Source organism: Algoriphagus resistens (assembly GCF_001442615.1).
GTDB classification, from domain to species: Bacteria; Bacteroidota; Bacteroidia; order Cytophagales; family Cyclobacteriaceae; genus Algoriphagus; species Algoriphagus resistens.
Genome location: NZ_LMXN01000014.1, coordinates 1 through 16,211, shown reverse-complemented (window position 1 = coordinate 16,211; position 16,211 = coordinate 1). Strand labels below are relative to the sequence as shown.

At 41.9% G+C, this 16,211-nt stretch carries 16 protein-coding genes and 1 tRNA gene; 10 read left to right on the top strand and 7 right to left on the bottom strand.

All coding sequences use genetic code 11. The annotated features are described in order from the left end of the window. Window position 1: 1 nt before the first annotated feature. The 3 genes from mraZ to AS141_RS20505 all read right to left on the bottom strand — a co-directional run bounded on the left by mraZ (window position 2) and on the right by AS141_RS20505 (window position 3,323). Window positions 2-436, bottom strand: coding sequence for a division/cell wall cluster transcriptional repressor MraZ (mraZ, locus tag AS141_RS20520; protein WP_057939580.1), 435 nt, complete (start codon window positions 434-436; stop codon window positions 2-4). 545 nt (window positions 437-981) lie between these two features. After that, window positions 982-2,952 carry a M56 family metallopeptidase gene (locus AS141_RS20510; RefSeq protein WP_057939578.1) on the bottom strand — a complete coding sequence of 657 codons (1,971 nt, stop codon included), beginning with the start codon at window positions 2,950-2,952 and terminating at the stop codon, window positions 982-984. Then, window positions 2,952-3,323 carry a BlaI/MecI/CopY family transcriptional regulator gene (locus AS141_RS20505; protein ID WP_057939577.1) on the bottom strand — a complete coding sequence of 124 codons (372 nt, stop codon included), beginning with the start codon at window positions 3,321-3,323 and terminating at the stop codon, window positions 2,952-2,954. Before AS141_RS20505 ends, AS141_RS20510 begins: the two co-directional genes overlap by 1 nt. 348 nt (window positions 3,324-3,671) lie before the next feature. Here AS141_RS20505 and AS141_RS20500 point away from each other — a divergent pair, with 348 nt between their 5' ends. From AS141_RS20500 to AS141_RS20490, 3 genes are read left to right on the top strand one after another with little or no spacing between them, the layout of a single operon-like run. Beyond that, window positions 3,672-4,784 carry an alkene reductase gene (locus tag AS141_RS20500; RefSeq protein ID WP_057939576.1) on the top strand — a complete coding sequence of 371 codons (1,113 nt, stop codon included), beginning with the start codon at window positions 3,672-3,674 and terminating at the stop codon, window positions 4,782-4,784. A 45-nt stretch (window positions 4,785-4,829) separates the two neighbouring features. Further along, a complete protein-coding gene (locus AS141_RS20495; RefSeq protein WP_057939575.1) occupies window positions 4,830-5,606 on the top strand; it encodes an NRDE family protein in 777 nt (258 codons plus the stop codon). Beyond that, window positions 5,603-6,574 carry a YpdA family putative bacillithiol disulfide reductase gene (locus tag AS141_RS20490; protein WP_057939574.1) on the top strand — a complete coding sequence of 324 codons (972 nt, stop codon included), beginning with the start codon at window positions 5,603-5,605 and terminating at the stop codon, window positions 6,572-6,574. The genes AS141_RS20495 and AS141_RS20490 overlap by 4 nt, the downstream gene beginning before the upstream one ends. A 90-nt stretch (window positions 6,575-6,664) precedes the next feature. Here the strand turns inward: AS141_RS20490 and AS141_RS27300 are convergent, their stop codons facing one another. The 4 genes from AS141_RS27300 to AS141_RS20470 all read right to left on the bottom strand — a co-directional run bounded on the left by AS141_RS27300 (window position 6,665) and on the right by AS141_RS20470 (window position 11,451). Then, the gene (locus AS141_RS27300; protein ID WP_057939573.1) at window positions 6,665-8,596 is read right to left on the bottom strand and encodes an OmpA family protein; all 1,932 of its coding nucleotides are present in this window, start codon (window positions 8,594-8,596) and stop codon (window positions 6,665-6,667) included. A 39-nt stretch (window positions 8,597-8,635) separates the two neighbouring features. Then, a complete protein-coding gene (locus tag AS141_RS20480; protein WP_057939572.1) occupies window positions 8,636-9,124 on the bottom strand; it encodes a hypothetical protein in 489 nt (162 codons plus the stop codon). Between the two features lie 80 nt (window positions 9,125-9,204). Next, window positions 9,205-9,996: a (Fe-S)-binding protein gene (locus AS141_RS20475; RefSeq protein ID WP_057939571.1), complete on the bottom strand. Its 792-nt coding sequence runs from the start codon at window positions 9,994-9,996 to the stop codon at window positions 9,205-9,207. Window positions 9,997-10,113: 117 nt separating this feature from the next. Then, window positions 10,114-11,451 (bottom strand): 4Fe-4S dicluster domain-containing protein, encoded by a 1,338-nt coding sequence (locus AS141_RS20470; RefSeq protein WP_057939570.1) that lies wholly within the window; start codon window positions 11,449-11,451, stop codon window positions 10,114-10,116. Between the two features lie 103 nt (window positions 11,452-11,554). On the opposite strand from AS141_RS20470, the gene AS141_RS20465 reads away from it, so the two are divergent. The 7 genes from AS141_RS20465 to AS141_RS20435 form a co-directional block, all read left to right on the top strand. Next, a tRNA-Phe gene (locus AS141_RS20465) sits at window positions 11,555-11,627 on the top strand. Window positions 11,628-12,028: 401 nt separating this feature from the next. Then, on the top strand, window positions 12,029-12,520 hold the full coding sequence (locus AS141_RS20460; protein WP_057939569.1) for an RNA polymerase sigma factor: 492 nt from the start codon (window positions 12,029-12,031) through the stop codon (window positions 12,518-12,520). Between the two features lie 88 nt (window positions 12,521-12,608). After that, a complete protein-coding gene (locus AS141_RS20455) occupies window positions 12,609-13,037 on the top strand; it encodes a hypothetical protein (protein ID WP_057939568.1) in 429 nt (142 codons plus the stop codon). 3 nt (window positions 13,038-13,040) lie between these two features. After that, window positions 13,041-13,568, top strand: coding sequence for a DUF4252 domain-containing protein (locus tag AS141_RS20450; RefSeq protein ID WP_057939567.1), 528 nt, complete (start codon window positions 13,041-13,043; stop codon window positions 13,566-13,568). A 193-nt stretch (window positions 13,569-13,761) separates the two neighbouring features. Continuing rightward, window positions 13,762-14,250: a DUF4252 domain-containing protein gene (locus AS141_RS20445; protein ID WP_057939566.1), complete on the top strand. Its 489-nt coding sequence runs from the start codon at window positions 13,762-13,764 to the stop codon at window positions 14,248-14,250. A gap of 591 nt (window positions 14,251-14,841) precedes the next feature. Further along, window positions 14,842-15,408 (top strand): hypothetical protein, encoded by a 567-nt coding sequence (locus tag AS141_RS20440; RefSeq protein ID WP_057939565.1) that lies wholly within the window; start codon window positions 14,842-14,844, stop codon window positions 15,406-15,408. Window positions 15,409-15,650: 242 nt separating this feature from the next. Continuing rightward, window positions 15,651-16,211 (top strand): RNA-guided endonuclease TnpB family protein (locus AS141_RS20435; RefSeq protein WP_157243542.1); only part of this gene is annotated, 561 nt, incomplete at its 3' end.

The window sequence follows — 16,211 nt, the reverse complement described above, 5'->3', positions numbered from 1 at the left end:
TTTATGAGAGATATTTCTCCATTAGACCAGATAAGTCCGCGGGATCAACTATGATATTCTTGCTATAATTTTCTTGATTCCAGAATTCGATCCTCCCTCCATTTCCTATCACTATCACATCTTTTTCAAGACCTGCATAGGCCTGGTAGGCCTTTGGGATCAACAAGCGACCTGCACTATCCAACTCTATATCGACGACTGAATTGAAAAAGGAGCGCTGCAACATCCTTTGCTCTGGGTTGTGGATGGAAAGAGACTTGATCTGATTCTCAAGTTTCTTGTATTCCACCATGGGATAAAGAGCCAAACATCTATCTTCAGCCATCCGAAGCATAAGCGTAGCTCCATTAGCCTCCGGAATTGCCGCCTTGATCTTGGCCGGCAACACCAGACGCCCTTTGGGATCTAGCTTGCAATCGTATTGACTGTTGAACATAATTTCCTGAACTCTTTAGAATGATGTAAAAACAAAAGTAGCAAAATGCTCTCCACTTTCTACCACTTTCCTCCACAATTTACCACTTTGACTTAAAAGTAGTCAAATCTTTATTCCATCCCAATATTTCACCGTAAAAAATCATGGATAATTGTGAGGGTATAATCTTGATTAGGAAGCGGTTAGATATTCCCCAAAATGGGGCTATACAGGCCATAATACTTGAATTTGGAGGTCTTCAAAGAAGATCTATGGCACAGTGCACTGAACCTCAAAAGAAAAGTGGGGTATTTCCCCATAAATTTGGTATAAACTTAGATCAGCGTGCTATAAATGGAGCCGATTAAAATTTGGCCCATAAAAAAGGACGGACAATTGCCTTTAAAAAAATCCTGCTTTACATCAATGGCGGCTTGACCAACTCTGCCCATTGCACTAAACCCGAAAACCCAAACAAAAAAGACCCGCCCAAGGGACAGGTCTTTTTCAAAGCATCAACACACAATTATCTTAAAGAATGCATTGAAAGAAGAAGAACAGCAGGTCTAGTTGTTATCGTCTTTTTTCTCTGATTCTTGTTTAAGCTTATTCTGATATTCCTCAATTTTGGCTGCATTCTCTTTTTGCCAAACTTCCATTTTGCGGTGGAATTCCTCCATTTTTGGCTGCATCTCTTTTTCCCAAGCTTTCATTTTCACCTCGTACTCTTTCATTTTAGGTTCGTTCGAATCTTGCCAAGCCTTCATTTTCGCCTCAAATTCCTTCATCTTAGGCTCGTTTGCTTTCTGCCATTCCTCCATTTTTGCCTCAAATTCCTTCATTTTTGGCTCGTAAGCTCTCTGCCATTCTTCCATTTTTTCCTCAAAAGCCTCCATTTTCGGTTGGTATGCTTTCTGCCATTCCTCCATTTTTTTCTCATAAGCTTCCAATTTCGGCTTCATTGAATCTTCCCAATTCTCCATCTTTTTAGCATACTCCACTGCACGTTCCTCCATTTCTTGTTTCCATTTATCCTTCTCCGCCTTGGTCATATTTACCGTGTCTTGCGGAGAATAAATAGCTGGGCCAAAATCGAAAACCGGTGGAGAAACCATGAAATCCATGATTGGCATATCACCCGTATCAAAGCCCATCATTGGGACCATCTCGAAGTCCATTGGAGGTATAGGAGCCATAACAAAATCCATAACAGGAGCCATGGCTTCAGCCGGAAACGGCGGCATAGGGGTAAGGTCAAGGTCAGGCATACTATCTAAAACCATAGTCTTACCATTGTGCTGGTACACGAATGATCCTTTATTGCTATTCTTGATTATAAGAGTATCACTACTCGAGATAATCGTATCAATAGTAACATTGACTTCAGTGTTGATATTCTGGTTAAGATTAGTAACAACATTCTGGTCAACTTCGACAGACTGATTCACATTGGCATTTACATCCACCGAAATCGGTTTTGCTTTTTCCACAGAGACAGAAACGTCTTGCTGTGCTGTGGCCATTAGGCCAGCACTCAATAATAGTGTAAGTAACATAGGAATAGAGATAATTGGATTTTGTGGATAAGTCTGGGCTGGGTGGCCCAGTATTCTTTTGATTCTTTGAAGGGTTGGATTCCTTCTCTTAGCAGCTGCCAAGGCTAGCTCAGGCGGGTTTTGCTTTGCAAAGTTCAATACTTCTGCCAAGCTGTAGGCTAGTTCCCGGGGTGAAACTCCTGCTTTCACTGCTACATCATCGGCAGCATTCTCTCTCAGTTCTTTGACAGTTTGATTCATCCACCAATAGCAAGGATGATAGAAAAAAAGAATTTCCAAAGCAGATTGAAGTAGATTCGCGAAATAATCATTTCGCTTCACATGAGCCAGTTCATGAGCGATAATAGCCTCCAACTGAACCGGGGTAAGCTGGAAAATAAGTGCCGCAGGAATAAGTATTATCGGCTTGAAATAGCCGAATGTGACAGGAGAAACACCGTAAGAAGTGAGCTTAATCTCCACATTTTTGGAGACATTCATTTTCCCCATAAGACGATAAAGCATTTTTTCCAATTGGAAATCTTCTGGCTCAGAGGATGATTTTCTAAGTGTCCTGATTTCAGCAAGACTGTTGAAAAGACGGAACAAAAACAACAAAGCACCCAGAAACCAAAAATTCACTAAGAGAGGTAATTGAAGTTCTATCCAATTTATCAGCATTTTGATCAACCCCTCCACTCCTAGACTTGACGAGGCTTGTACTTCGTTTAGTACCATTCCTTCGAATGCTATTCGCTCCCATAACGGTGTCGGGTTAAAGCTGGATAATTCGTATAGAAAAGTGGCTACTGCAAAAAGCAAGCTTAGCCCCAATCCACCCAATGCGAGATTATACTTAAAGCCAGGACTGCTTTTGTGAAAAACTTTCAGCACTAACCACAGCGCAGCTCCAATCAAAATCAATTGCCAAAGTGAGTGCACTAGTGTCCAGCCCATGGCATAAAGCAAACTTTCGGAAATCCATTCGTTTAACAGATTCATTATTTCTTATTTTCTAGTTGGTCCAAAAATGCGCGAATTTCATCTAATTCCTCCTTGGAAGGGTTTTCTTCACCCAAAGCTTGGAGCACCAATTTCTGAGCAGAACCACCAAATGCAGTTGTCACCAAATTTTTGAGTAGGGATTTTTGGGTATCCTTCTGGTTGGTAGCTGGACTATAAATATGGGTCCGCTGTGTTTCATTACGGCTGACCATCTGTTTAGCATGCATATTCTGCATGGTCTTCAGGGTGGTCGTATATCCTGTATCCTTAGTTTCTGCCAAGCGTTCATGGACCTGACGGACACTTGCTTCTTTCAATTCCCACAATAGGGAAAGTATTTCTAATTCTGATTCTGTTGGCTTGCTCATGGATAGTATACGATGACTTTCGTAGCAAAGATATACGAAGAGAATCGTAAGTTCAAAACATCTACGAAATTAATCGTATTAAAAAGTGTTAAATTACTGATTTAAAGATATTTGAAGTTAAAAATATCTTTTCATCCTATTCAGAAAACACCAGCTTTATGCTGGTAAACCTACCACCCTTAAAGATCAAAATGGTCGAAACATCTTTATTTGGAAAGGTTTTGAAGGCCTAAATGAATGGCATCATTTGGATCGCCAAAAGATAAATTCTATAGTATAAACGAACCTATGCTTCTTAACATTAGTTGTATAGACATTGAATTTTTGTCTTCTAACCGAACTACGACTATGAATTACGAACAACCACTAGTACAGCCTATCACCTTAGCGGGCGGCCTCGAACTAAAAAATAGAATTTGGATGGCTCCTATGACCCGAAGCCGAGCCGACAATCCTGCCAACAAACCCTTTGAAATCCATGAGAAATATTATGCCCAACGGGCATCTGCTGGTCTCATTATAACGGAAGGATCGCAAGTCTCCACCGAGGGAGTGGGCTATATCAATACTCCGGGAATATACTCAGATGCACAAGTGGAAGGCTGGAAAGGAGTAACAAAGGCTGTTCACGATAAAGGAGGTAAAATTTTTATCCAACTTTGGCATGTTGGTAGGATCTCGCATCCAGACTTTCATGATGGAAACTTGCCATTAGCTCCTTCTGCCATCAACCCAAATGAAAAGTCCTTTACCCCAGAAGGCTTCAAAGAAACTGTCACACCCAAAGAAATGACACGGGCAGAAATCAAGCAAACAATTGAAGACTTTAAAAATGCTGGAAAAAATGCCATGGAAGCGGGTTTTGATGGAATTGAAATCCACAGTTCGAATGGCTACTTACTGCACCAATTCTTCAATGCTACCAGTAATGTTAGAAGGGATGAATATGGCGGATCAATAGAGAATAGAGCAAAAATTCTTTTTGAAATCATAGAGGCGCTGAAAGAGGTCATGCCAGAGCAAAAAATTGGATTGAGGCTAAACCCCTCGCTTAATGGTGCATTTGGAATGACAGCTGACCAGGAGACTATCCCGACTTTTGAGTATATCGTAAGAAAACTTAATGATTACGATTTGGCTTATTTGCATCTCTCAGAGCCATTTTCTGATGTTTCAGCTATTACCTATTTGGTAAGTCATATTGCAAAGCACTTTCGACCGTTATATAAAGGTACGCTAGTAATCAATGGGGGTTTTGATCAGGAAAAAGGAAACAAAGTAATTGAGCAGGGTGATGCAGATGCAGTTGCTTACGCCAAATTATACATTTCCAATCCAGATTTAGTTGAGCGTTTTGAGCAAAATGCTGAGCTCGCAAGTCCTGATAAGGACACTTTCTATACCCCGGGAGAAAAAGGATATACCGATTACCCAGCACTCAAGGAATCACAAGTTCGTTAATTCACCTAAGGCCGGAAATTCCGGCCTTTTCCTTATTTTTAGCCTATGTGTCTTGTAGCATTTTCCTGGCAAAGCCATCCCGAATTCCCAATCATCATAAGTGCAAATCGTGATGAGTTTTTCAATCGTCCCACTGAGAAGATCCATCAGTGGGAAAGTGGCTTTTATGGGGGAAAAGACCTTCGGAGCGGAGGAACTTGGCTGGGCTTCCACCCCAATGGAAGATGGTCACTACTAACCAACTACAGGGATTTCATCCATCAGCGAGAACCAACAATCAGTCGGGGAAAACTTGTACAAAATTTCCTCGAAAGCCAAATCGACCCTTATGACTACCTTAAAGAAATTGAGCAGAATAAAACTCTTTATGATGGCTTTAATCTGCTGGTATCCGATGGAAACCGGCTTTTTTATTACAGCAATTTCGGAGAAAGCATCAAAAAAATTCAGCCTGGAATCTATGGATTGAGCAATGGGCTGATCGATGCCCCATGGCCAAAATCGATCCTTGCAAAAATGCAGTTAGAACAGTTGATAACCAGGGAATTCGACGCAAACAGTTTGCTTGGAATCCTTAAATCAACTGAAACTGCCGAGCCGGAAACGCTTCCTTATACCGGAGTGGCGCGGGACCTGGAGCTAGCACTTTCTTCCCAGCTGATTAGAATTGACGAAAATTACGGCACTGTTTCTTCTACTGCTTTGTTACAGCACAAATCCGGACTTACCAAACTTAAGGAGCGGACTTTTGACTGGGATTACCATAGATTTGCAGATCGGGAATTTCAGTTTCAACTGCAAAAACCTATTGGACAGAAATGACGAAGATATACGATATGCTGATCATCGGCGGCGGACCAATCGGTCTTGCCTGTGGTGTAGAAGCAAAAAAAGCTGGATTGGACTATGTGATTGTTGAAAAAGGGGCTCTCACCAATTCGATCTATAATTACCCGATCAACATGACTTTTTTCTCTACCTCGGACAGACTGGAGATGGCCGGGATTCCTTTTATGTCGATAGGGAACAAACCCAACCGTACCGAAGCGCTGGAATATTACCGCAGGATTTTTTCGCACTTCGATCTGAATGTCAAACTTTATGAAGCAGTTCAGAGGTTAAAGAAAAAAAAGGAATTGTTCCATGTCAAAACTTCCAAAGGGGAATACCTCTCTAAGAACATCGTATTGGCGACGGGATTTTATGATCTGCCAAATCTGATGAACATTCCGGGTGAGGACTTGCAGAAGGTATTTCACTACTACAAAGAGCCTTGGCCATTTATCAACCAGAAAATTGTGGTTGTAGGTGGAGCAAATTCTGCCGTAGATGCAGCTCTGGAGACCTGGAGAAAAGGAGCTGAAGTCAGCATGGTTTTACTCGACGAGGAAGTCGATCAAGCTGTGAAATACTGGGTACGCCCTGATATAGTCAACCGGATAAAAGAAGGGGCTATCAAAGCTTTTACCAAATCAAAACTTAAGGAAATCCGCGAGCATGAAGTGGTCATCGACACACCGGATGGAGAGGTGACTATAGAAAATGACTTTGTATTAGCCATGACGGGATATAAACCAAACTTCGGATTATTGAATCAACTGGGCGTAAAACTCAGTGAAGACGAAAAATGCCAACCTCAGTACAATGAGCTAACCCACGAATCCAATGTACCTGGAGTTTATCTGGCAGGTGTAGTTTGCGGAGGATTGAATACGCGTGAGTTCTTCATCGAAAACAGCGTCGTCCATGCCGGGATGATTGTGAAGGATATTGCGGGAAAGGTGAAATAGGTATGGACCGGTAAGTAGAAGGTGGGAAGATTTACGCTTAGATTTTACTTGACACCTTTTACCTCTTACCCCCTACTAGGTCCCTACCGCCTATTGCTGAATCTCTATCACCTTAAATTCAGTTCTTCGGTTAGTCTGATGTTCTTCTTCGGTAGTTGCATTTTCGACGATCAACTGACTTTCCCCATACCCTTTGGCAACTAGTCTATCCACAGAAATCCCTTGTGAAATGATGTAGTCCACTGCAGACTGTGCTCTTCGCTGCGATAGATCCTGGTTATACGCATCGGATGATCTATCATCTGTATGTGAGCTTAGTTCTATTCTGATAGCTGGATTATCCTTTAAGATTTGCACCAGCTTATCCAGTTCAATGGCTGCATCCGGTCTGATTTCCGCCTTATCCAAATCGTAGTAAATATTCTCCAGAACGATAGAGCGATCAAGCACTAGCTGGTCCAAAACGATCGTAGTATCCAACGTAATATTGGTTACATCCTGCACCAGCGTGGAAATATCCGGAGTCTTGCCAGTGGTAGTATACGGAATAGACTTAGAGAAATACCCGCTCTTCGATGCGATAATAGTAAAGTCTGAGTCAGGCGTGAGCGTAAACCGGACTCTACCATTGGTATTGGAGAAATCGCCTCCGGCCTGTTTATTCAGGCTATCATACAGCACCACTCTTGCTTGCTCCAGCACTGCATCTTCTTCTCCCGCCACTCGCTGTTTGGTAAACACGTTAAGTAAAACATTGATGATTTTTGGCTTTGGCGTCTTGTCCTCAAAGAAATAGATATCATCATCTCCTACTCCTCCCTCACGGTTGGAAGAAATGAATCCAGCCTTAGGATATTCTGTGAAGAACAGAGAAAAATCATCCTTTGTACTGTTGAAGTTTTCTCCCAGGTTTTTGATCACTTGAGCTCCTGAGCCATCTTTTTCTGCCACAAATAGATCTAACTTCCCATAACCTGGATGTCCGTCAGATGAAAAGAAAAACTTTCCATCAGCCATTGGTCTTGGAAAAAGCTCATTTCCGGGAGTATTTACATTCGGTCCTAGATTTGTAGGATTTCCAAAATCCCCATTTGCCAGTTTGGTTGCTTTATAAAGATCTATTCCACCAAAACCTCCCGGCCTATTGGAAGCAAAATAAAGTTCATTTCCATCAGCACTGAATGCGGGAGTGGAGTTCCACCAAGTTTCATCCTCATTCACAGGCATCCAGATAGGCTGGGTGAATCCACCTCCTCTGAAGTAAGAAACAAAAAGTGCCGTTTCGGGTAGGTCTTTATCAGATGTAGAATTCCCTCTTGCGTAGATGATTGTGTTGCCATCTGGACTGATTGCAATCGCCGCCTGATTCAAGCCTTCTTCATTTTTGAATTCGGGAAGCGCCTGGGCTCCACTCACATCAACCCGCAGTCCTTCTGCTCTTGCGCGGAATAATTTGGTGTAAGGAGAACCATCCGCAGGATAAAGCCCACTTGCCTGACGTCCAGAAGTGAAATACAAAAAGTCTTCACTGATCACCGGTGCATAATCAGGACCGGCAGTATTGAGGTCTTTGTAATTAGCCAACACATGATTTGGCCAGTAATCTTCTATTCCCTCCGACAGTTTAATTGCCTCCAATTGACGTTGTGTCTCCGCCAGGTAAGTCTCATCCTGGGTAAATCCCTTCGCTTTTTCGAAAGCTTCTTTTGCCTGCTCGTCCTTATCCTGTGCCTTTAAGCTCAATCCTAACCTATAATAACTTTCAAATGTAGGGTCTTCATCAACCAGCTTCTGATAATATGGAGCAGCATCTTCTATCCTATTGGAAAGCCTGTAGCTCTCGGCTATGATCTGATTTGCCTCTTTATTATCCGGGTCATCGGCTAAGATCTGAGAGAAAGAATTGATGGCATATTGGTACTGACCGGAAAGAAACTGGTCATTCCCTTTTTCCTGAAGGCTTTTGCATGAGCTTACTCCGATGAGGAATAAGAGACAAATCCACAAAAAATGGTTTTTCATCTGAAAGGTGATTGATGATCTATCCTGAATATTACTAAATTAATTTGGAAAGTATCTATTCAGCCAGCTATTCCCTGCTGAAATCCACACACTTTTCAAGTCTTTTTTGCTTTGCACCAGTGGGTTGATCACAAGGGTCTGGGAATCTATCTCTCCAGCAGTGACTTTTGACTTAATTCCTAGAGCTGAAGCTACGCTGATTTCACCGGAATCGGATTTAAAAGTCACTTTACCTTGATCTGTCATGTTATTTTCAATTTCATTTTCGAGCTCACGCAAAGCCCTGACAGAACTATCAATAGAACAGCCGCTTGCTCCCACACCGGATTCATCGACTGCCAGCACCAAGATCTGGCCATCCAGGATCTGGAAAGATGTCGGCATTCTGTTGCCGTGCGTGTTCCAGCCATCGCAGAAAGCGGCTAACTTAGAGACGATCAATTCTTTTTCCTGCTCAGAAAATTGACGGGCGGCCTGGTAAACCCAAACACGCGAATCTTCCGGCATATCATTAAATTCTACGTACATAGTTGCTAGTTACTAATTGACAAAGAAAAACCCTTTCTACCTAACGGCAAAAAGGGTCAAATTGATTCAAAGAAAAAAACTTAAATCCCCATGTCCCTGGCGATCATTTCTGCCAGGTCATAGACTTTCACTTCAGTTTCTTTCTCCTTATTCTTCACCCCGTCCGTCATCATGGTAAGACAGAAAGGACATCCTACCGCAATTGTACTAGCACCAGTCGCCAAAGCTTCTTCAGTCCGCTCCACATTGATGTCTTTTTTCCCTGGTTCAGGTTCTTTGAACATCTGCGCGCCACCGGCTCCACAGCAAAGCCCTTTGGTCTTGCAGCGCTTCATCTCCACCAGTTCTACATCCAAGGCTTTAATAACATCTCTCGGCGCTTCATATACATTGTTTGCTCTACCTAAAAAGCAAGAATCGTGAAAAGTGATCTTCTTTCCCTTGAACCCCCCTCCGCCTTTCAGCGCTATTTTACCATCATTGATAAGTTGCTGGAGAAATTGAGAGTGGTGTATGACTTGGTAATTACCACCCAAAGCAGGATATTCATTTTTAATCGTATTGAAGCAGTGTGGACATGCAGTGACTACTTTTTTGATGTCGTAACCGTTCATGACCTGAATATTTGCCACTGCTTGCATTTGGAAAAGAAATTCGTTTCCCGCACGTCTTGCAGGGTCGCCTGTGCAGGCCTCTTCTGGCCCCAGGACTGCAAAGCTCACGCCGACTTTATTCAATATCTTCACAAAAGCCTGAGTCACGGCTTTGTATCGGTCATCAAATGATCCGGCGCATCCCACCCAGAACAGAACTTCCGGATTTTCTCCCTTTCCGGCCATTTCGGCCATGGTTGGTACTTTATATGTTGACATGGTTTAGATTTACGATTTTGGGAAGTACGATTTACGAGGCCAAATTCAAAGCTGAGGTTATTCTCGTGAATTCATATTTCTCTTAATTATTTTTCAATTTTCAAATCTTCCAATTTTTCAATCTGCAATTTCTTCTTCTTTCACCTTTTCTGCCCAATTAAACCGATCTGCAGGACTGAATTTCCAAGGGGCAAAACTCGTTTCCATATTTTGGAACATCGCATTCCACTGTGCCGGCGTACCCGACTCTTCCATGGCTACATAACGTCTCATTTCCAGAATGATCGCCAGTGGATCTATATTTACCGGACAGGCTTCCACACAGGCATTGCAACTGGTACATGCGTTTAATTCCTCCTTGGTGATATAATCTCCCAGCAGTGATTTTCCATCTTCAAGCCCTTTTCCTCCAGCATCCAAACTTTTACCAACTTCCTCCGTTCGATCCCGCACATCCATCATGATTTTACGTGGAGAGAGCTTTTTACCAGTCAAGTTGGCTGGGCATTCAGCCGTACACCTACCACATTCGGTACAGGAATAGGCATTCAATACATTGATCCAGCTCAGGTCATTGATGTCTTTGGCTCCAAATCTCCCGATCTCAGCTACAGGATCAGTAGGCGCATCTACGGGAATTCCAAGCATCATATTCACCTCATTAGTGACTGCTGGCATGTTCTCCATTTCACCTTTAGGCTTTAATCTAGTGTACCAGGTATTTGGGAAAGCTAGAAAAATATGCAAATGCTTGGAATAAGTCACATAGATGGCAAATGCAAGTATTCCCACAATATGGAACCACCACGCTGCTCTCTCCACGAAAACCAGAAACCCAGAACTAAAACTGTCGAAAAGTGGATGAAGCAGATTGCTGAAGAAAAGGTGCCCCACCACCACATAATGTCCTACTCCCCTCTCTGCTAGAATTTGATCAGCAGCATTCATCTTTAGGATGGCGATCATTAGCACAATTTCTATAACCAAAATAATATTGGCATCCATCGACGGCCAACCTTTCATCTCAGACTTGACGAAGCGGGGTACTTTGACCACATTCCGTCTGATCAAAAATATCACACAGGAGATGAGAACCGTCACCGCAAGAAATTCGAAGAAATTCATCGCAGCCAGATAAGCACCCCCAAGGTAAGGAGCAAACAGCCGATGTGTACCGAAGATCCCATCCAGGACAAATTCCAGGACTTCAAGGTTGATCACCAAAAACCCCACATATACGAAGAAGTGCAAAAACGCAGGGATAAACCGCTTAAACATCTTTTGCTGCCCGAAAGCCACCAAAAGCATTGTCCTCCAGCGCGTGCCAGGCTGATCATTCCTCTCTTCGGGTCTGCCCAACAAAATGTTCCTACGAAGGAATTTGACCCGTTTGATCAAAAAGAAGCTAGCAGCGCCTAAAATGATCAAAAATATAAGTTGCGGTAAAAAGCTCATAGTGACGTTATTAGCGTAATTCTTGGGTGTTAGTCTATATTTTTTTCTAAAATGACTTGCTTCAAATATTCAAATACCTACCTTTGCATCACTTTACGAACAAGGTGATATAGCTCAGTTGGTAGAGCATCGGACTGAAAATCCGTGAGTCGGTGGTTCGAGTCCACTTATCACCACAAGCCATGAAGCAATTCATGGCTTTTTTTATGTGCTTATTTAACAACAAAGAACACAAAGATTTCGCAGAGGACACAATTCTATATGCTGAACTAAAAACCAGAACAATCACCCCTGCTTTTATCCCGTTTGTATACCCTACATTCATTAGTGTTGCAATTTCTTTATCGTAAGATACTGAATCCTTTTTTGGATGCTGATAGGCAAATTAACAAATAGTCGGCATGCATACTATATGCCTTTCTAATTTAGAAGCAATTTAGTCTAGCAAATCCCCCCGGCCAAAAGCTTAAATTGTTGAGAATCTTTAGCTCTCTTCCTTTTATAGTATGTTTAAAAACTTTTACTTTTTTTTCTTCACAAGTGTAACATTTCCCATTTCCATGCATTACCGTAGTAAATGAAGTCATTTTTTGAAGCACATATCTGGCCGCAAAGAGGCAGGCTCTACAGGCTGGGTTATCTCTGGGTAAGGGATCGTTCCCTCGCGGAAGATTTGCTTCAGAATGTCTTTGAGAAATCCTTTGGCAGAGAGCATGAACTACGGGATCATCCAAACCTCGCAGGCTGGTTGGTCAAAAGTCTGAAAAATGAAGTTTTGATGCACTTGCGACAGACCCAGAAACTTGCGTCCCTAGAAGGCTTGGAGGACTTGAAAACGGAGGATTCAACCACTGAGGACATAAAGGACTCGGTTCGACAGGTAATGAATCTGGTGAAGGGGTTGCCTTTAAGGCAGCAGGAGATCTTCCACCTCAGAGAAGTAGAAGGAATGAGTTACGAGGAAATTTGCGAGCACCTGGATATAAGTCTGGAACAAGTGAAGGTAAACCTTCACAGGGCCAGAAAAAGCATCCGGGAACGGATGCTCAACCAAAAATCAACCAAATGAAATCGAGCATGACGAAACCGTCACACATTGGGATGATCATAGACCATGCGAAGGTTCCATGTGACAATTAAAAAACAATTATAAACACATGAATCGGCGAATAGACGAATTACTCGGAAAGTACTGGGAAGCTGAGAGCAGCCTGGCAGAAGAGCAAGAGCTGAAACGCTTACTTCAATCTACTGAAGACTATGAGGACGAGAAAGCCTTATTTTCAGGCTTAAAAGATCTCTCTACTCAGGAGCCAAGTCTCAAGATGCCTACTAAAACCGTCCCGATCAAATCCGGAAATTGGCTGAATTGGGCCGCGTCAGTGGCAATTCTTCTTGGGTCTGTATGGGGATGGACAGTATACGAGCAAAAGCAAGCTGAGCAACAAGCTTATATGGAAGTGATGCAGGCCTTTGCACTGATCCAAACCAACCTTTCTAAAGGACAAGAAGAAATGAAGGTATTGAATGACATGAAATACCTGAATACAACAAACCAATTATTTGGCAATCCTACAATTAAATAAGCCATGAAAAAAATCCTACTAGTTCCGCTTTTGCTATGTGCCTTTATCATAAAGGCACAAGCTCAGGACGATGCCATTCAACGCTTTTTTTCCAAATACATGGATGATGACCGCTTTTCCAGGGTGTATATCAGCCCGAAGATGATGCAAATGGCAGGAGGCTTTCTCAAAAGCAATGCCGGAACAGATCAGGAATCTGAGGATCTCGGCGTATTGATCCAAAAAGTAAAGGGCATTCGTATTCTTTCCTCAGACGAGGTGGACGGAATGACTTTTTATAAGGAGGCTATGGGCACGCTTTCCAGAAATAAATACGAGGAGCTGATGATAGTGGAGGATAAAAGTAGCAGCCTCAAATTTATGGTCCGTGAAGAAGGGGGGTTAGTCAAAGAACTGATGATGATCTCGGGAGAAAAAGGTGATTTCACACTCTTATCCATGCTGGGAAATTTCACCTACGAAGACTTGAACCTACTCGCCGAGAAGACGGATATCCCTGGAATGGAGCACTATAGAAAGCAAAATAACTAGGGATAAACTATGAACCTTTTCCCCTTATACATCGCGGCAGCATCTTTTCTTTATACTCACACCCCCTTAATTATAAAGGATGAGCTGGCAATTATATTATTTACAAATTTATCCGGGAGTGACCCAGTGCTATGATTGAGAACAAATCCACATATTATTTATAACAAAGATTTTAGAACTAATCCTCACTACTATGAAAAAGCTAATTCTAACCCTGGCATTAATCGGAGCGGTTATATCCGTCCAGGCACAAAGCAAAAGCGTCAAAGCGCTCTACGAAAAATATAAAAGCGATGATGACTTCTTCCACATGGAGCTGGGAGGCAACTTCATGAACTTTGCCGAAGGCTTTAAAATCGACATTGACAAAAACGACATGGCAACAGTGGCGAAGTCTATCGAAAAACTAAACTTCTTTACCCTACCTGACCATGCAGATGAAGCTCGGGTAGAATACAAAGCACTACAGAAGGGCTTGGAACGAGAAAGGTATGAGCTGCTGATGGAAGCCTCTGAAGGCAAAAAAGGTGGGGTGATGGTTTATTCCAGAGGAGGTAATACCATTTCGGATTTGGTGGTACTTGTAGGAGGTGATGAAGGAGACTTAATGGTAGTGGAATTAAAGGGTACATTTGACCAGGAATTGGTAGCAAAAGCGACAAATTATAAGGGGAAAAACTAACCCGGTCGTAAAAATCAAAAAAAACACAGAACTTCAATTTTCGCAAGATTTCCATTTACAGGTTTAGAAATTAATTTCTAAACCTGTTTTTTTTGTCAATTTTAGAATTACAAGGTTAATAAAAGCTGGTTTATTTACGGAAAAACATATGAATTTAAAGAAATCAGTTTGATTCACCCCCTTAAATAAAAGTGATTTAAAAAAAATTTATGTTTTTTTTCAACGGAATTTCCATTGGAAATCTAGGCAAATAAACGGATTCATAAGTTATTATATTCTGTAATCAATCAAATAACCGTTAATTATTCTTTGAAATGCCCAAAATTCAAAACACAGGAAGTTCCGCTATCGATTGCGGGAACATTTTATTAAATCAGCAATATTTACAATGATTTGTTACTAAATCATTAACAATAATCTTTTTTCATTGAAATATTTGCAATTCAAGTTTTCTATAGTACCTTTGAATCATAATAACAAACCAATCGGTTACCCCGATGGAAACTGTAGCCCAAATTACCCCACCTAGAGACGGATCAGCCGTCCGGCGGTTACAACAAAAACTAGAACCTATTCAAACCAATTATTAAAATGAAAAAATTATTCACTTTGCTTTTTGTAGCGGGGATCGCTGCAGGAGCGTTTGCGAAATCTGAAAGCACTGCTGTTCAAATCAGACAAACTGAAACCACGAAAGTAGCAGTATCATTCAATGAAGCACCACAAGGAACTGTGATCGTGAAAATCACAGATTCTGAAGATCGTTTGATCTTAAGAGACAGAATCAACAAAGACGAAGCGTTTGCAAAAAAATATGATCTTAAAGCTCTTCCTCATGGAAACTACTCAGTAGAAGTAACAGATGAGTCAGGTGTATTGAGAACTGCTTCTTTCAACAACTTTGTAGTAGAAACTCCAGCTGTTTTCTCTAGAGTATCTCCTATGGGCGATAACAAATACAGATTGCTTGTAAGCAACTTGGATGCGAAAGATATCGAAGTATTGATTTACGATGGAGACAAATTGATACACACGGAAAAAATCGACAATCCTCAGGGACTTCACAAAATCTACTCTTTTGATAAAGTGAGTGGAGCAGGCATCAACTTCAAAGTAAAAACAGCCTCAGGCTTCGAAAGCTACGTAACTAGCCTATAAGCTAAACCAGCTATTTAAACTAAATAACCCCGCTTGAGCAATCGAGCGGGGTTTTGTTTTTTATAAATAGTACCGTAAAACCCACCCATCGCCTTAGCGTGTGTGGGATGTAAGCGACAAACACTAACCTGGTGAAAGAATGTACTGACGGATCGTTTTCGGTGATGCTTCACCTATTGAACAAACGAAATTTCCATCCAACCAAAGTAGATACTGATCCCCATAGTGTTTACCAAGTGTAGATGGATGCAGAACCCTATAATAAAACAGGTAAATCGGTAGGTATTGATTCGGGCATAAAAAAGCTTGCCGTTCGTTCAGATGGAAGCAGCTATAAAAACATCGGATCACTTAAGGCCAACTTAAAGAAGCTCCGGTTTGGGCAAAGACAGCTTTCGAAGAAAACAAAAGGAAGCAGATCAAGGGGCAGGCAAAAACAAAAACTTGCAGCTGTCCACGAACAACTAACGGATATCAGAAAGGATTACCTGCACAAGGTATCAACTGAAATTGTCAAAAACCACGACATACTATCAGTTGAAGACCTTGCTGTAAAGAATATAATGAAGAACCATTGCCTGGCACAAGCAATGGGCGATGTTTCGTTGGGTGCATTTTACAGTATGCTTGAATATAAGGCCAATTGGAACGATAGGGCATTCGTTAAAATCGACCGATGGTTCCCCTCAAGCAAAAGCTGTTCAACCTGTGGATGGATAAAACAAGACTTAACCCTTTCCATAAGAGCGTGGGTCTGTGGATCTTGTGGTGAGATTCATGATAGGGATGTCAATGCGGCAAAG

What these genes read in the sequence shown, in the direction of transcription:
- AS141_RS20490 (WP_057939574.1), top strand. Translation starts at nt 5,603, where the DNA reads ATGACGAAGATATACGATATGCTGATCATCGGCGGCGGACCAATCGGT.
- AS141_RS20460 (WP_057939569.1), top strand. Translation starts at nt 12,029, where the DNA reads ATGAAGTCATTTTTTGAAGCACATATCTGGCCGCAAAGAGGCAGGCTC.
- mraZ (WP_057939580.1), bottom strand. Translation starts at nt 436, where the DNA reads ATGTTCAACAGTCAATACGATTGCAAGCTAGATCCCAAAGGGCGTCTG.
- AS141_RS20495 (WP_057939575.1), top strand. Translation starts at nt 4,830, where the DNA reads ATGTGTCTTGTAGCATTTTCCTGGCAAAGCCATCCCGAATTCCCAATC.
- AS141_RS20455 (WP_057939568.1), top strand. Translation starts at nt 12,609, where the DNA reads ATGAATCGGCGAATAGACGAATTACTCGGAAAGTACTGGGAAGCTGAG.
- AS141_RS20505 (WP_057939577.1), bottom strand. Translation starts at nt 3,323, where the DNA reads ATGAGCAAGCCAACAGAATCAGAATTAGAAATACTTTCCCTATTGTGG.
- AS141_RS20445 (WP_057939566.1), top strand. Translation starts at nt 13,762, where the DNA reads ATGAAAAAGCTAATTCTAACCCTGGCATTAATCGGAGCGGTTATATCC.
- AS141_RS27300 (WP_057939573.1), bottom strand. Translation starts at nt 8,596, where the DNA reads ATGAAAAACCATTTTTTGTGGATTTGTCTCTTATTCCTCATCGGAGTA.
- AS141_RS20450 (WP_057939567.1), top strand. Translation starts at nt 13,041, where the DNA reads ATGAAAAAAATCCTACTAGTTCCGCTTTTGCTATGTGCCTTTATCATA.
- AS141_RS20510 (WP_057939578.1), bottom strand. Translation starts at nt 2,952, where the DNA reads ATGAATCTGTTAAACGAATGGATTTCCGAAAGTTTGCTTTATGCCATG.
- AS141_RS20470 (WP_057939570.1), bottom strand. Translation starts at nt 11,451, where the DNA reads ATGAGCTTTTTACCGCAACTTATATTTTTGATCATTTTAGGCGCTGCT.
- AS141_RS20480 (WP_057939572.1), bottom strand. Translation starts at nt 9,124, where the DNA reads ATGTACGTAGAATTTAATGATATGCCGGAAGATTCGCGTGTTTGGGTT.
- AS141_RS20500 (WP_057939576.1), top strand. Translation starts at nt 3,672, where the DNA reads ATGAATTACGAACAACCACTAGTACAGCCTATCACCTTAGCGGGCGGC.
- AS141_RS20440 (WP_057939565.1), top strand. Translation starts at nt 14,842, where the DNA reads ATGAAAAAATTATTCACTTTGCTTTTTGTAGCGGGGATCGCTGCAGGA.
- AS141_RS20475 (WP_057939571.1), bottom strand. Translation starts at nt 9,996, where the DNA reads ATGTCAACATATAAAGTACCAACCATGGCCGAAATGGCCGGAAAGGGA.